Genomic DNA, 14141 nt, shown 5'->3' with positions numbered 1-14141 from the left:
AACCGGACGAGCCCGGCCCGACCCTTGACGCCACAGTCGGCCGCAGGCCGCTCTCGGCCGGACCCTGGCCGCCGTCGCCTCCTTCGGGGAATCCACCGGCCGCAGACGGTCAGGCACTCAGCAGTACGGCGATGTCTCCCGGCTGCGGAGCGGGACCGCCGGCCCGCGTGACGGGGAGGAGCCGGCCGTCACCCCGTACCAGGAACAGCGTCCGGTGGCCGGCCGGCAGAGCGCCGTCGACGCGATACGCCACGACCCGGGCGCCCCGGTCGTAGCGCCGTGTCAGTTCGGGTCCGGTCAGATCCGGATCGAAGAGCAACTCGCCGCCCGTGTAGGGAGTGATGACGCCCTGGCTCTCCGCCGGCGGCCGCAGCCGGTGGACCGTGCCCTCGACGCTGCCCTCGAGACGCGTGGCCGCCAGTGCGTTGAAGTCGTCCTCACCGGTGAGGAGCAGGACCCCGGTGAGTCCCTCGAGCTCCGCGCCGGCACCCGTGGCCGCGGCGAACAGCTCCCCGGGGGCGAGTTCGATCCCGGCGGCCCTGATGCTGTCGCGCTCCGCCCCGCGCCCCGCCCACATCATCACGTCCAGCCCGGCCGACCGCAGGGCCCGCCCCAGATCGACCACCCAGGGCTCCCCGCCCACGAGCAGCGGTCTGGACCGCGCCGAGCGCACCACGCCCAGCCGCCTGGCCACCGGCGCCGCGCTCAGCCCGTACAGCGAGACGGTGGCGACGATCACCACGAACGTGGCAGGCAGGATTTTCGCGGCCCCGCCCACACCCCGGTCGGCCAGGGAGGCCGAGAACGTCGAGGCGGTGGCCGCGGCCACGATTCCGCGTGGTGCCATCCATCCGAGGAAGCCCCGTTCACCGGCCGTCAGATCCGTTCCCCACGCCGACACCGCCGCCACCAGGGGACGCGTCACCAGCACGAGGACCGCCACGAGCCCCAGCGTCGGCAGCAGTACATGGCGCAGGGAGTGCGGGCTGACGGTGGCCGAGATGGAGATGAACAGCAGTCCGATGACCAGATCCACCAGGGTCTCGAAGAACGGCCTCCGGGCGGTGACTCGCGTGCCGGACAGGTTCGCCACCGCCAGCCCCATCAGGACGGCGGCGATGAGTCCCGTGTCGTCCCGGACGACGTCGCACGCGGCCGCCACGGCGACCACCGCGGCGAGCTGCACCGTGGTGGCGAGGACCTCTCCGAGCCGCGGCCCGCGCAGCGCCACCGTCAGCACGGCCGCACCCGCGATGCCCCCCGCCACACCCACCGCGGTGCTGACGGCGAACGGGCCGACCCGGCTTCCGAGGCCGCCGGGCCCGCCGGCCGCGACACCGTGGAAGACCAGCGCGCCCAGGATGCCGCCCACGGGATCGATCAGGGAGCCCTCCCAGACGAGGATCCGCTGCAATCGCTCCGTGGGGCGGACGAAGACGAGCAGCGGGCCGACGACCGTCGGCCCGGACACGACGAGGATCGCTCCGAGCATCACGGCCGCGCCCTGCGACATCCCGAGAAGCGGCATGGCCACCAGCGCCGCCGATGCACCGGTGACCAGTGCGCCGAACCAGATCAGCCGCACCACGACCCGCCGGGTGTGGGCCTTGAACCTCCTCAGGTCCAGACCGAGCCCGGCATCGTAGAGGATCACCGCGACGGCCAGCGAGACCAGCGGGGAGAAGGCGCTGCCCAGGAGCCGCTCGGGGTCGACGTCGTCGGTCAGCGCACCCGCGGTGAATCCGACGGGCAGCAGAACGATCAGCGCGGGGACGCGCAGCCGGTGCGCCACCACCTGGGAACCGACGGCCAGTACGACGATCAGGCCGAGGCCCAGGAACACCTGGTCTTCCGTCACCGCGACGCCGCCTCCCGCACGGACGAGGAGCTTGCCCCGGCCCGCCCGACTACGTGACCCGCCGTGGCGGAGTCCCTTACGTCACGTCCTCGGCGGCCGGACGTCGTCCGTCTCGTCCAGCGCCGCCAGGATCGCCGGTACCGGAATCCGCCCGGAGGCGACCAGTTGTGCGCCGCCGCGCCGCAGGGCGGTGGCGAAGGGCGCGGCCCACAGGTTCTCGTAGACCAGGATTCCCGCCGAGTTGCCCGGCCCCAGGGCGGCGCCGGCCTCGTCGATGTCGTCCTGGCCCAGCAGGCCGGAGGACGCACCCTCGAAGACGGCCAGGTCAAGGGCTCCGTCGCCGGTGAGGTCGGCGATCTCCAGGCCGACCACGGATCCGTCCTCGTCCTTTCTGACGAACAGCAGATCGAGGATCCGAATCAGGCCGCGGTCCACCAGATCGACCAACAGGGGGAAGCCCTCGCCGGTCATGCGGTTCCCGGGGAACTCGACGACCACATAGTCGATCGGTCCCATCTCGACGAATTCATCGCTCACGGCTTCACCCCTGAATGGTCACGGCGTTCGGCACCCCGTTGTCCTCGGATTTCATTCCAGCATCGGACACAGGCGCCCGCACCTCGGTGCGGTACCCACCCGCCGGGCGTCGGTCCCGGAGTCCCAGAAGTCCCTGGAGTCCCTGGAGTCCCTGGAGTCCCCGGAGTCCCCGGACACGGCCGCGCGCACCGCCGCTACGTCGTCCGCCCGGCCGCGCGCCCGTGCCGCCGTGCGCTCACCCGGCGCCAGATGGCCCGCTGGCACTTGAGCGTGCCGCTCCCGACCAGGATCAGTACGACGATGTTGAGCAGCAGCTGGAACAGGGAGCCCCGGGCCTCGTCCCAGCTGCCGAACGCCACGGAGACCCCGATGTCCGACCCCGCCGGAATCGTGGTCACCGAGATGAAGACGCCGAGCAGGGCGCTCGTCCGGGCCTCCGTAAGCGAGACGATGCCGACGATCCCGGCCAGCACCGCCACCACGGCCGAGAAGAAGTTGGGGGTGTTGATCAGATTCGAGACGGGCCGCACTCCCCGCTCGAAGGCCTCCGGCTGGAGGTGCAGGCCACGGACGAGAAGAGCGAACAGAAAGGTCGCGGCGACGGCCAGCAGGAAGCCCAGGAGCAGCGCCATGAGGCCCTGCGCGACTCTCGGCCGGGAGTGGTTGTCGATCCCGAGGGCCACGCTGGTGATGGCCCCGTACTCGGGGCCGACCACCATCGCCGCGACGATGAGGATCTGCGAGTTGGTGATGATGCCCACCGCGCCGATGATTCCCGCGATGACCAGGAAGAGGTAGAAGCTCGGGGGGTAACTGCCCTCGGCCCGGATCCGGGCCTCCACCCGCGCCCACACCGGCGCACGCAGCCGTGCTCCGAGTTCCGTGGCCCATACCTGGGCCGCGCGGTCCGAGAACACCGTGTCCACCGGGTCGAGGACCAGGGAGCCGCGGTGCTCCAGCCCGAGGTCCCGCAGCCCGCGCAGCACCTCGTTCGCGGCGCCGGTCAGGACGTCGCACTGGATGGCGTCACCGTCGGGGTTGCGCACGCCGCCCGTCTGGAGCTGCAGGTTCAGGACGCACGGCTCGGCGCCGAGCAGGGCCATGGCGCGTTCCGTGAGGTCCGGCGGGCACACCGCTCGGACACGGATCATGTCCATCCGGACCTCCGCGGATCGGTACGGTGCGCTGCGCCGGCCCGCGGGCCCCGTCAGTCGCTCCCTCATTAACGCGGCGGCCCCCGAGCCCGGCAACTCGGCGTGCCGGGACCCGGAACCGCCAAAGGGCTTGCACATCGCCTGCGCGTCACCCGGGAATTCGCCGTCCTCGGGCCACCCGGCTCACCCGATCGGCCCAACTCGCCGGAGACATCGCCCGGGGCTACGTTGGAGGTCGGGTCGGACGGTCCCGTCCCCCGGCAGGGCCGGAGCACGCTCCCAGAACTTCCCGGGCGTCGGAGCGGGCGGTCCCTCGCCGAGCGCCCGCGCCGACGCCCCGCGTGCCGGCGACCACATCGCGGAGCGAATGCGGGTGACCTCCAGGCACCCGCCCCACGGCGGCACCCGGCGCCGCACGCCACCGGAGCGGCGGGCCGAGGACGACCCGGAACGAGAAGGACCGCCACGCACTCGTCGACGCCGTTCGCGCGGGACGGGCACCGGCTGACACAGCCTCAGGGAGAACGCCATGGACCGCTACCCGCCCATCGCCGACCACGGGCTCGTCGGGGACCTGCAGACCGCCGCTCTGGTCTCGTCCCAGGGCGTGATCGACTGGTTCGCCGCACCGCGCTTCGACTCGCCCAGTGTCTTTGCCGCGCTGCTCGACCACGACGGCGGCGGCTACTTCCTCCTCGCGCCCGACAATCCCGAAGGGACCTGGAAGCAGCTCTACTACCCGGACACCGCCGTCGTGGTGACCCGGTTCATGTCACCCGACGGGGTCGGCGAGATCATCGACCACATGCCGGTCCTGCCCGGCCCGACGGCCACCGACCGGCACCGGCTGGTGCGCGTCGTACGGGCCGTGCGCGGTACCGTCCGCTTCCGTCTCGAATGCCGTCCGAGGTTCGACTACGCGCGGGCGGCCCACGAACTCGACCTGACCCCCGACACGGCGACGTTCCGGGCGCCGGGGACGACGGCCCACCTCCAGGGCACCATCCCGCTCGAACGGGACGGGCACGACGTCCGGGGCGCCATCACCCTCCAGGCCGGGGAGACGGCGGCCGTCGTGTTCACCGTGTGCGCGCCCGGCGGGGAGGCGCCCCCGCCCCCGACCACCGAGAGCATCACCGACGGGCTCTGGGAGAACGTCGAGTTCTGGCAGAAGTGGGTGCGTACCTCGCGCTACCGCGGCCGCTGGACGGAGATGGTGCACCGCTCGGCCATCACCCTCAAGCTCCTCACGTACGCGCCCTCGGGTGCGCCGGTCGCCGCCGCGACGATGGGCCTGCCCGAGCAGGTCGGCGGGGAACGCAACTGGGACTACCGGTACACCTGGGTACGGGACGGCTCCCTGTCGGTGCGGGCCCTGCTCGACCTCGGCTTCGTGGAGGAGGCCACCCGCTTCACGCACTGGCTCGGCGACCGCCTGGGCGCCCGTGAAGGACCCGACGACGAACCCCTCCAGATCATGTACCGCGTCGACGGCGACCCCCATCTGACCGAGGAGATCCTGGAGCACTTCGAGGGCTACCGGGGCTCCTACCCCGTCCGGGCGGGCAACGCGGCCTCCGACCAGTTGCAGCTCGACATCTACGGCGAGGCCCTCTACGCCCTCGCCGAGAGCCGCCAGATCGGCGAACAGGCGGGCTACCACGGCTGGAAGGGCCTGTCCCGCATGCTGGACTGGCTCGCCGACTCCTGGGACCGGCCCGACGAAGGGATCTGGGAGACCCGGGGCGGTCGCAAGGACTTCACCTACAGCCGGGTGATGTGCTGGGCCGCCTTCGACCGCGGTCTGCGGCTGGCCGCCGAGTTCAGCAGGCCCGCGGACACCGTGCGCTGGACCCGGGCCCGGGACGCGATCCTCGAACAGGTCATGGAACACGGCTGGGACGAGAAGCAGCAGGCGCTCGTCCAGCACTACGGCGGCGACGTCATGGACGCCTCCCTGCTGCTGGCCCCCCGGGTCGGATTCGTGTCGCCGCGCAGCCCCGGCTGGCTCAACACCCTCGACGCGATGGACCGCGTCCTCGTCTCCGACAGCCTCGTCTACCGCTACGACCCGGCGGCGTCCCCCGACGGACTGCGCGGCTCCGAAGGCACGTTCAGTCTCTGCACGTTCCTCTACGTCGACGCCCTCGCCCGCGCCGGGCGGTTGCCCCAGGCCCGCTACACCTTCGAGAAGATGCAGACGTACGCCAACCATGTCGGCCTGTTCGCCGAGGAGATCGGACCCAGCGGGGAGCAACTGGGCAACTTCCCGCAGGCCTTCACCCATCTCTCCCTCATCATGGCCGCTACGACACTCGACGAGGCCCTCGACGCCGTCCCGAGGTGAAGGCGGGAATCCCCGGGCCCTGCGGCAGCAGTTCGGTGGTCACGAACGACACCACGGCGGCGAGCACGATCACCGGCACCGATCCCGGGTGGCCCACCACGAGGACGACCAGCACCACGCAGCTGACGGGCAGCCGGAGCGCGGCGGCGGACGCGGCCGCCATGCCCGCCGCCATACCCGGCACGACACCGAGTCCCGGCAGGGGCGCGAGCAGCACACCCAGCGCGCCGCCCAGGAACAGCGAGGGGAAGACGAGGCCGCCGCGCAGGCTGCCCAGACAGAGCGCGTACGCGAGAGCCTTGAACACCAGGACCCCCACCAGGCTGCCGACCGGCCACGCGTGCGGGTCGGCGGCGAGCTGTGCCAGGGTGGCCTGGCCGGACAGCGAGACGTCCGACGGCGAGCGGCCGGTGACGACCGCGTAGAGCGCCGCGCAGCCGGCGGCGGCGAGTGCGCAGAGCACCGTGTTGCGCAGCGGATGTGCCGCGACGAAACCCGCCGCGAGACGTCCTCCCACGATGACCCAGTGGATGACGGCCCCGATGAAGACGGCCATCAGGAGTGACCACACCACGTCCCCGGTGTCGAGGAGCGGCGGAGCGGGCAGCCCGATGTCGAGGCTCCCGGTCTGCAGTCCGGTCCAGTGGCCGAAGCCGGTGAAGACGATGGCGCCGATTCCGCTGGCCAGCAGGGCGGGGAGCATCACGGCGAACAGCTGGGTGCCGCCCACTCCGGCCACTTCCATGAGCAGTACGGCGGCGACGAGCGGGCTGCCGAAGATCGCGGAGATGGCCGCGGCCGCGCCGGCGGCGCCGAGCAGCGCCGTGCCCGCCTCGGTCGCGGGGGCGCGTACGAGATCCCGGAAGAGCAGGGCCAGACCGCCGCCGAGGGCGATCATCGGTGCCTCGGGTCCGAGCACGGCACCCAGCGGCAGGCTGGCCAGCGCGGCGATCACCACGCCGGGGAGAGCGGCTTTCGACGTCCCGCCCGGGTGAAGGCCGGCCGCCGGGATGTGCCCGCCCCTGCCGGGAAACCACAGGACGACCAGCGCCACGAGCACGCCCGACACCAGGGCCTGCGGAAGCGGCCACCACCAGGGCGGATCAGCCCACCCGAGATGGTGCGGCCAGTCCACCCAGAGCAGGTTCTCCAGCTCATGGAGCAGGACGAGGAACCAGAACGCGGCCAACGACACCGGGATGCCGATCACACCGCAGAACACCAGCGCCCGCCGGTACTCCGGCCGGCGCAGCATGTCCCTCAGCTGGTCGGCCTCCTGGGGCTGGTTTCCCGGAGCGGTCCCTGCCTCTTCGCGCTTCGGCTCGGTGATGGGTCTCTCCCGGTTCGGCTCGGAGACAACGCGGCTTGGGCAGCGCGAGATTACTCACCGGATCGCGCGATGCCCCTCCGAGCCACGCGGCATCGCCCGGAAACCCTCCGGTTGAGCAACGGGCCGGGCGTCACGAGAAGACGTGCACCACTTCGATCTCGCCCACGAGATGGGCGTTGAACTCGTCCAGCTCCTCGGCCGGCACCCACAGTTCGAGGATCGTCCGACCGCCCGCCTGCTGGACCGGATACCTGCGCAGGAACTCGGTGTCGACCTCGAAGCGGGTGACGTAGCCGGCGCCGTCGTGCTTGACGTTCCAGTCCCGGGCGATCTTGATGGCGTAATCCTCGTCGAGGACCGGGTAGAAGATCGGCTGCTCGGGCAGGCGGGGTGGCCAGGCACGCCAGTCGAGCTCGCGCACCAGCTCCAGCTCCTTGGGGCCGGTGGGACGCCACAGGGTCGTGGTGGCTCGGTGCTGCCTGGTCATGGTCATGGGATGCGCTCTCCGGGTGCGACGACCACCGACGGGGCCGGCGGCGGACCCCCGACGCTACCGACCGACCCGGCCCGACGCCCACGGACTTTCGCCCCCGCGAGGCCGAGAGCCGAGGCAGCCCCACGGGTTCTCCCTCCGACGACCCGCCGGAGCTTCCGCCAGGCCGTGCGCCGGGACGGCTGCCCGGTCTCCCGTCAGGGCGCGAGCCGGTGCCCCGGCGGGTGTGCCGTCAGGGACAGCGCGTGGTGTCCCTGCCAGGGCGCGAGCCGGACGCCTGCCGGGGCGCGAGCCGGTGCCCGGGCATGTCTGCCGCCGGGGACAGCGCGTGGTGTCCCTGCCGGGGCGCGAGCTGGACGGCTGCCTGGTCTCCTGCCGGGGCGCGAGCCGGTGCCCCGGCGGGTGTGCCGCCGGGGACAGCGCGTGGTGTCCCTGCCGGGGCGCGAGCTGGACGGCTGCCTGGTCTCCTGCCGGGGCGCGAGCCGGTGCCCGGGCATGTCTGCCGCCGGGGACAGCGCGTGGTGTCCCGGCCAGGGCGCGAGCCGGACGCCTGCCTGGTTGCCCGTCAGGGCGCGAGCCGGTGCCCCGGCGGGTGTGCCGTCGGAGATGCCGCGACGTCTCCTGCCAGGGCGCGGGGCGGGCGGCTGCCGGGTCTGCGATCAGGGCGCGAGGCGATGTCCCGGCAGGGCTTCCGTCCGCTCTGCCGTCAGGGGCCCGGCGGGACGGCCGCCCGACGCCGGTCGGTCACCGTCGCTCGTAGCGGGTGGCGACCTCCGTGAGGTAGGAGCGCAGCATGGCCTTCGCCTCGTCGAGCAGGTCCGTGTCGCCCTCCGGGGTGCGGCGGAAGGCCTCCTGGGCGAGGGCGTCGGCGGCGAGGATCGCGGCGTGGCAGGCCCTCGCGAGAGCCTCGTCGTCGCCGGCGACGCCCAGCGCGAGCAGCACCCGGCGGATCCCGTCGGCCATCCGCCGCTTGTGCTCACGGTCCGCGGCCCGGGTCCGCTCGGTCAGCCCGCTGCCGAACCACAGGGCACGGAAACCGTGTTCGGTGCGGTAGACACGGGCGAAGGTGTCGACGAGGACGCCCACGGGATCGTCCCAGAGCTCCTGCTCCCGCTCCTGCTCCCGCTCCCGCTCCTGCTCCCGCGCCGCGGTCCGGACCAGGTCGTCCATGACGTCTTCGAGGCGGGCGAAGTAGCCCGACGCGAGGGAGTCGATGATCGCGTCACGGTCGGGGAGGTACTGGTACAGCGAACCGACCGACACCTTCGCCTCGGCCGCGACCCGCGTCGTGGTGAGCGCCTCGACGCCCTCGCCGACCAGGATGCGTTCGGCGGCCTCCAGCAGCAGGGCCAGACGTGCCCTGCTGCGCGCCTGCCGTGGCGTGCGGCGCAGCGGAGTGGCGCCGCCGGAACCGGTGGTCGCGTGGACCAAGGAACTGCCTCCAAATCTGAACGTGACTTTGTTTCACGTTTACGCTACCTTCGCGCCCATGACCGCCTCAAGCTCGGCGCTGAGTCAGGAGCGGACCGCCGTCGCGGACGCCTGCCGGCGCCTGGGGGCCGAAGGCCTCCTCATCGGCACGGCCGGGAACGTGAGCGTACGCGTCGGGGACCGGGTCGCGATCACCGCGACCGGAGCGGCCCTCGCCGCACTCACCCCGGACCAGGTGACCGTGACCGACCTCGAGGGCAAGGTCGTGGCGGGGAGCCTGCGGCCGACCTCGGAACTGGACCTGCACCTCGGGGTCTACCGCCGCTACGGAGCCGGCGCGGTCGTCCACACCCACGCCCCGATGGCCACCGCGGTCTCCTGCGTCCTCGACGAACTCCCGTGCATCCACTATCAGTTGCTGGCCCTGGGTGGCACGGTCCGGGTCGCGCCCTACGCCACCTTCGGCACCCCGGAACTGGCCGAGTCGGTGCTCACCGCGCTCGACGGCCGCAGCGCGGCCCTGCTGGCGAACCATGGCGCGGTCACCCATGCGACGACCCTCGACAAGGCCGTCGAGAACGCGTTGCTCCTCGAGTGGGCCTGTGGCGTCTACCAGCGCGCGGCGGCCATGGGCCGGCCCCGCGTCCTCGACGAGCAGCAGCAACTCGCCGTGATCGAGGCGGCGATCGCCCGCGACTACGGCACCACTCACCCGGTAGTACCACCCGCGCAGGAGGAGAGCCGATGAAGCCTGTGAAGCCGACGAAACCGAAGCGACCGAGGCAGCCGACGCAGGGGGAACGCCGATGAAGGTCTTCACCATGGGCGTGCACGTCCTGGACGTACTGGTGCGGCCGGTGCAGGAGATACCCGAGGGCCAGGGCGCGACGCTGGTCGAGGACATCCGGATGACCGCCGCCGGAACCGCGGGCGGCACCGCTCTCACCCTCGCCAAGCTGGGCGCGCAGGTGCGCAGCGCCGGCGCCATCGGCTCCGACCCGACCGGCGACCTGCTGGTGCGGTTGCTCGAGAGCGCCGGCATCGACACCGGGTTCCTCGTCCGCCGCACCGACACCGCCACGTCCGCGAGCGTCCTGCCGATCCGGCCCAACGGCGACCGCCCCTCACTGCACCTGCTGGGCGCCAACATCACCTACGGCCTCGACGACGTGCCCTGGGACGCCCTCGCCGAGGCCGACCATCTGCACCTGGGCGGACCGGAGTTGATCGGCGTCGACGTCGCCACGCGCATCCTGTCGTACGCCAGGGAACACGGCGTCGTCACCTCCGTGGACCTGCTGGCCCCCGGTGTCCTCGGCAGCTTCGAGCAGATCGAGGCGGCCCTGCCCTACATCGACCATCTGCTGCCCAACGAGGACCAGGTGCTCGGCTTCACCGGTGAGACCGACCTGCTGACGGGGGCGCGCAAACTCCTCGGGGCCGGTGCGGGCGTCGTCGCCGTCACGCGCGGCGGCGACGGCGCGCTGGTGGTGACGGCGGACGGCGCGGAACCGGTCCCCGCCTTCGTGGTCGACGTCGTCGACACCACCGGGTGCGGCGACGCGTTCTCGGCCGGCTATCTGCGGGGCGTGAGCCTGGGCCGTACGCCGGGCGACGCCGCCGTGCTCGGCAGCGCCGCCGCGGCGCTCGTCGCGCAGGGGCTCGGCAGCGACCACGGCGACTTCGACCTCACCGCGGCCGACGCCTTCGCCGCGACGACCAAGTCCCGCACCTGAGAGGACGTCGGCGCAGGTCACGGGAGGGCGGACGGCCGCCGTTCCCGTTCCCGGTCGGACCGGCCCGTGAGGGCGGCGCCGAGCCGTGTCCGGGCGAGTGCGCGCCGCGGTCCGCCCCGGAGAGCTGGCTGCCCCCGACGGCGCGGTCGAGCGAGACGGTGATCCGGGCGCGGCCGGCCGGGCCGCTGCCCCGCCGCACCCCGCGGCCGGAAAGTCCGGCGGAGCCCGCGTCCATGTTCACGGGAGCCCCACGGGTGGTACGCCACGAGCAGGCGGGCGCGGGTCACCACACCGGCGTCGGCCGTACCGCTCTCGCCTGCCGCCCGCACGCGCTCGCCTTCGCCGAGGAGCGCGCGCCGGGTGTGCGGGCGTTTCCGACGGACAAGGGGACATGGCCATGGGCGAGGCTTCGGACACCGCACTGCTGCTCGTACGGATCGTGCTCGGCGCGGTGATGCTGGCGCACGGCTGGAACCACTGGCGCGGCGGAGGCGGCATATCCGGCACCGCCGGCTGGTTCGGCGGGCTCGGACTCACCCGTCCGAGACTCCAGGCGTGGCTCAGCGTCCTCACCGAACTCGGCGCGGGTGTCCTGCTGCTGGCCGGTTTCCTCACCCCTCTGGCGTGCGCGGCGGTGCTGTCCGTGATGCTGGTGGCGGGCCTGCTCGCGCACCGCCCCAACGGCTTCTTCGTGTTCAAGGAGGGCTACGAGTACGTCCTCGTCCTGGGCGTCCTCGCGGTGGCGCTGGGCGCGTGGGGGCCGGGGGAGTACGCGGTGGACGAGGCCGCCGACATCAGTGTGACCGGATGGACGGGCGCCGGTGTGGTGCTCGGGGTGGGTGTCGTCGCGACGGCCGGTCTGCTGGCCGTCTTCTGGCGTCCGCAGAAGGAGAGTTGAGGAGGCGTCCCATGCGCGTGGGTTTCATCGGACTGGGTGGCCAGGGCGCGCCCATGGCCCGCCGGATCGTCGAGGCGGGTTTCACGACCACGTTGTGGGCCCGCCGCCCCGCCGGTCTCGAACCCTTCGCCGGCACCGCCGCGAGGACCGCCGGCTCCCCGGCCGAACTGGCCGCCCACAGTGACCTGGTGTGCCTGTGTGTGGTCGCCGACGCGGATGTGGAGCAGGTCGCCTCCGGCGTGCTGGAGGAGCTGCGGCCCGGCGGGGTGATCCCGGTGCACTCCACCGTCCACCCCGACACCTGCCGCCGCCTCGCCGAACGGGCCGCGGCGCGGGGCGTGTCCGTGCTCGACGCCCCGGTCAGCGGCGGCGGACGGGCCGCCGAACAGGGCACCCTGCTGGTCATGGCGGGCGGGGACCCGGAGGTGTTCGCCTTCTGCCGCCCGGTGTTCGCCACGTACGGCGACCCGGTCGTCCATCTGGGCCCCGTCGGCTCGGGCCAGGTCGCCAAACTGCTCAACAACACGTTGTTCACCGCCCAGTTGGGGCTGGCCGCCGAGACCCTCGCGCTCGGCGGCGCCCTGGGTCTCGATCCGGCGGCCCTCGGACGGATCCTGCCGCGCGGCAGTGCCGCCAGTTTCGCGCTGGAGCGGGTCGCCGAAACGGGCGGCACCCTCGACCGCGTCGGCGCGCACGTGGGCGGGCTGCTGGCCAAGGACGTACGCCTGCTGGGCGAGGTGGCGGACGCGGCGGGTCAGGCGGCCGGGAGGGGCCCGGTCCGGGACGCCGCCCGCGCGGCCCTGGACGCCATGGGGTGGTGAGGACTCCCGGCCCGGCAGGCCGGCGGTCCCCTCACCCCGCCGGGCCGGCCGGATGTGCGCGGGCACACCGTCCCCCGGTGCGAGGGAGTGTGCCCTGGTGACGGGGCGGCATGCGGAGGGTGCGGAGATCCGATCCGTTGGCCGCACACTCGCCGGGGCCGCTCCCGAGGCTCCTCCGGTACCCACCGGGCGTCCATCCGGTACTCACCTGGTGGACGCCCCCTTGACGGAGGCTCCGGACGGATCGACACTCGATCCGGGAATCCTAGTGAACGGGTAGGGAAACAGATGGGGCGACTGGAGTCGATCACCGGCCGAGCGAGCCGCACGGTGTGGTCGTCGCCCCTCCTCACCTCCCGTCGTCACATCGACCTGAAGCGCGTCTCCAGCGCGATCAGGCCCCAGGGCTGAGCCGGGACCGTCCCCACCCCGAACCGCACCGGCGGTGTCCGCGGCCGCGGCCGCACCCGGCACGCGTGGACGAGACCCGCACCTCCTTCTTCGACGTCGCATCCGCCGCGCGCACGTCCGCCGTGCGTGCCGCCCCCGGGGAGAGTCATGTCCGTCACACCACTGTCCGCCCACCTGTCCGCCCGCCCCGCCCCCGCCTTCCGGGGCCGGATCGGCCGGGACGCGCGCAGCGGCCACTACGCCGTGCCGCGCCGCTACCGCCTCCATCTGGCGGCGGCCGACCCCGACTGTCTGCGCATCGCCGTCACCCACGGCCTTCTCGGCCTGGACAGGGCCTGCCCCGTCACCTTCCTGCCGGCCGTCCCTGACTGCCCCGACGGAGGCCACTCGGCGCTGCGCCCGCTGTACGACGCCAGCGCGCACCGGTACACCGGACCGGCCCTCGCGCCGGTGCTCAGCGACGACTGGTCGGGGCGCATCGTCAGCAGCCACGGACCCGACATCGCCCGCGACCTCGCCCGGAGGTTCGGCGGCGGCCGGCCCACCCTGTACCCGTGCGGCGCCGAGTCGCAGATCGAGGCCGTCGAGCGGATGTGCGCCCAGGGCATCGAGGAGGCCGCCCAGCGCGCCGGAGCGGCCGACGCGCAGGAGGCGGAGCGGGCCGCCGGCCTCGACACGCTGCTCACCACGCTCGGCGTACTGGAGCGGGGGCTCGGCGCCCACGACCACCTGATCAGCGATCAGGTCACGGCCGCGGACGTCGAGTTGTGGGTCGCGCTGGTCCAGCTCGACACCGTGCACCGCCACCACCTCGACGCTGCCGCCGTGCACCGCATCGCCGACCACCCGGCGCTGTGGGCCTACGCCCGCCGTCTGGCCGCCCACCCGGCCTTCGGCGCACACCTCGACCTGGACGCCATCGCCCGTCGCCACCACGCCCGTTGCCAGGGCCTGGAGGCCGCCGGCGCCGCCGTCCAGATCCTGGACTGGGAGACCCACGCGGCGGAGGCCGCGACGGTCCGACCGCAGGTCAAGCGGCCCTGACCCGGTCCATCCACTGGACCGCCGTTGACATTCGTTCGGGCGACTGTCTTACTTACCGCCCAGAACGGTCATGAGCGTCAG

Annotated in this window: 13 protein-coding genes; 7 read left to right on the top strand and 6 right to left on the bottom strand. The window is 73.0% G+C overall.

The window, feature by feature from the left end:
- Positions 1-109: 109 nt before the first annotated feature.
- The 3 genes from ACFWBB_RS07190 to ACFWBB_RS07180 form a co-directional block, all read right to left on the bottom strand.
- On the bottom strand, positions 110-1858 hold the full coding sequence (locus ACFWBB_RS07190) for a cation:proton antiporter (RefSeq protein ID WP_385267992.1): 1749 nt from the start codon (positions 1856-1858) through the stop codon (positions 110-112).
- Between the two features lie 81 nt (positions 1859-1939).
- Positions 1940-2395 (bottom strand): DUF6325 family protein, encoded by a 456-nt coding sequence (locus ACFWBB_RS07185; protein ID WP_385267990.1) that lies wholly within the window; start codon positions 2393-2395, stop codon positions 1940-1942.
- A gap of 194 nt (positions 2396-2589) precedes the next feature.
- Positions 2590-3552, bottom strand: coding sequence for a DUF389 domain-containing protein (locus tag ACFWBB_RS07180; RefSeq protein WP_385267988.1), 963 nt, complete (start codon positions 3550-3552; stop codon positions 2590-2592).
- Between the two features lie 526 nt (positions 3553-4078).
- Between ACFWBB_RS07180 and ACFWBB_RS07175 the strand changes: the two genes are divergently transcribed.
- Positions 4079-5896, top strand: coding sequence for a glycoside hydrolase family 15 protein (locus tag ACFWBB_RS07175; RefSeq protein WP_385267986.1), 1818 nt, complete (start codon positions 4079-4081; stop codon positions 5894-5896).
- Here the strand turns inward: ACFWBB_RS07175 and ACFWBB_RS07170 are convergent.
- The 3 genes from ACFWBB_RS07170 to ACFWBB_RS07160 all read right to left on the bottom strand — a co-directional run bounded on the left by ACFWBB_RS07170 (position 5856) and on the right by ACFWBB_RS07160 (position 9150).
- Entirely contained in the window at positions 5856-7151 is a 1296-nt protein-coding gene (locus tag ACFWBB_RS07170) for a chloride channel protein (RefSeq protein WP_385267984.1), read from the bottom strand. The genes ACFWBB_RS07175 and ACFWBB_RS07170 overlap by 41 nt on opposite strands.
- 205 nt (positions 7152-7356) lie before the next feature.
- A complete protein-coding gene (locus ACFWBB_RS07165) occupies positions 7357-7713 on the bottom strand; it encodes a hypothetical protein (RefSeq protein WP_385268033.1) in 357 nt (118 codons plus the stop codon).
- A 750-nt stretch (positions 7714-8463) separates the two neighbouring features.
- Positions 8464-9150 carry a TetR family transcriptional regulator gene (locus ACFWBB_RS07160; protein WP_385267982.1) on the bottom strand — a complete coding sequence of 229 codons (687 nt, stop codon included), beginning with the start codon at positions 9148-9150 and terminating at the stop codon, positions 8464-8466.
- 58 nt (positions 9151-9208) lie between these two features.
- On the opposite strand from ACFWBB_RS07160, the gene ACFWBB_RS07155 reads away from it, so the two are divergent.
- The 6 genes from ACFWBB_RS07155 to ACFWBB_RS07130 all read left to right on the top strand — a co-directional run bounded on the left by ACFWBB_RS07155 (position 9209) and on the right by ACFWBB_RS07130 (position 14060).
- Positions 9209-9898 carry a class II aldolase/adducin family protein gene (locus ACFWBB_RS07155; protein ID WP_385267980.1) on the top strand — a complete coding sequence of 230 codons (690 nt, stop codon included), beginning with the start codon at positions 9209-9211 and terminating at the stop codon, positions 9896-9898.
- A gap of 58 nt (positions 9899-9956) precedes the next feature.
- Positions 9957-10886, top strand: coding sequence for a carbohydrate kinase family protein (locus ACFWBB_RS07150; RefSeq protein WP_385267978.1), 930 nt, complete (start codon positions 9957-9959; stop codon positions 10884-10886).
- A gap of 397 nt (positions 10887-11283) precedes the next feature.
- The gene (locus ACFWBB_RS07145; RefSeq protein WP_385267976.1) at positions 11284-11784 is read left to right on the top strand and encodes a DoxX family protein; all 501 of its coding nucleotides are present in this window, start codon (positions 11284-11286) and stop codon (positions 11782-11784) included.
- 11 nt (positions 11785-11795) lie between these two features.
- Positions 11796-12605 (top strand): NAD(P)-dependent oxidoreductase, encoded by an 810-nt coding sequence (locus tag ACFWBB_RS07140; protein WP_385267974.1) that lies wholly within the window; start codon positions 11796-11798, stop codon positions 12603-12605.
- A gap of 288 nt (positions 12606-12893) precedes the next feature.
- A complete protein-coding gene (locus ACFWBB_RS07135; protein ID WP_385267972.1) occupies positions 12894-13016 on the top strand; it encodes a putative leader peptide in 123 nt (40 codons plus the stop codon).
- A 147-nt stretch (positions 13017-13163) separates the two neighbouring features.
- Entirely contained in the window at positions 13164-14060 is an 897-nt protein-coding gene (locus ACFWBB_RS07130; RefSeq protein ID WP_385267970.1) for a glutathione S-transferase C-terminal domain-containing protein, read from the top strand.
- Positions 14061-14141 lie beyond the last annotated feature (81 nt).

Origin of the sequence: Streptomyces sp. NPDC060000 (assembly GCF_042737375.1) — a bacterium.
Taxonomy (GTDB): domain Bacteria; phylum Actinomycetota; class Actinomycetes; order Streptomycetales; family Streptomycetaceae; genus Streptomyces.
The sequence above is the reverse complement of the archived record's forward strand: the minus strand, read 5'-3'. Positions and strand labels throughout refer to the sequence as shown.

Excerpts from the sequence above, each read along its gene's own strand:
- ACFWBB_RS07135 (WP_385267972.1), top strand. The coding sequence starts at position 12,894 with ATGGGGCGACTGGAGTCGATCACCGGCCGAGCGAGCCGCACGGTGTGG.
- ACFWBB_RS07145 (WP_385267976.1), top strand. The coding sequence starts at position 11,284 with ATGGGCGAGGCTTCGGACACCGCACTGCTGCTCGTACGGATCGTGCTC.
- ACFWBB_RS07170 (WP_385267984.1), bottom strand. The coding sequence starts at position 7,151 with ATGCTGCGCCGGCCGGAGTACCGGCGGGCGCTGGTGTTCTGCGGTGTG.
- ACFWBB_RS07175 (WP_385267986.1), top strand. The coding sequence starts at position 4,079 with ATGGACCGCTACCCGCCCATCGCCGACCACGGGCTCGTCGGGGACCTG.
- ACFWBB_RS07130 (WP_385267970.1), top strand. The coding sequence starts at position 13,164 with ATGTCCGTCACACCACTGTCCGCCCACCTGTCCGCCCGCCCCGCCCCC.
- ACFWBB_RS07140 (WP_385267974.1), top strand. The coding sequence starts at position 11,796 with ATGCGCGTGGGTTTCATCGGACTGGGTGGCCAGGGCGCGCCCATGGCC.
- ACFWBB_RS07155 (WP_385267980.1), top strand. The coding sequence starts at position 9,209 with ATGACCGCCTCAAGCTCGGCGCTGAGTCAGGAGCGGACCGCCGTCGCG.
- ACFWBB_RS07165 (WP_385268033.1), bottom strand. The coding sequence starts at position 7,713 with ATGACCAGGCAGCACCGAGCCACCACGACCCTGTGGCGTCCCACCGGC.
- ACFWBB_RS07180 (WP_385267988.1), bottom strand. The coding sequence starts at position 3,552 with ATGGACATGATCCGTGTCCGAGCGGTGTGCCCGCCGGACCTCACGGAA.
- ACFWBB_RS07150 (WP_385267978.1), top strand. The coding sequence starts at position 9,957 with ATGAAGGTCTTCACCATGGGCGTGCACGTCCTGGACGTACTGGTGCGG.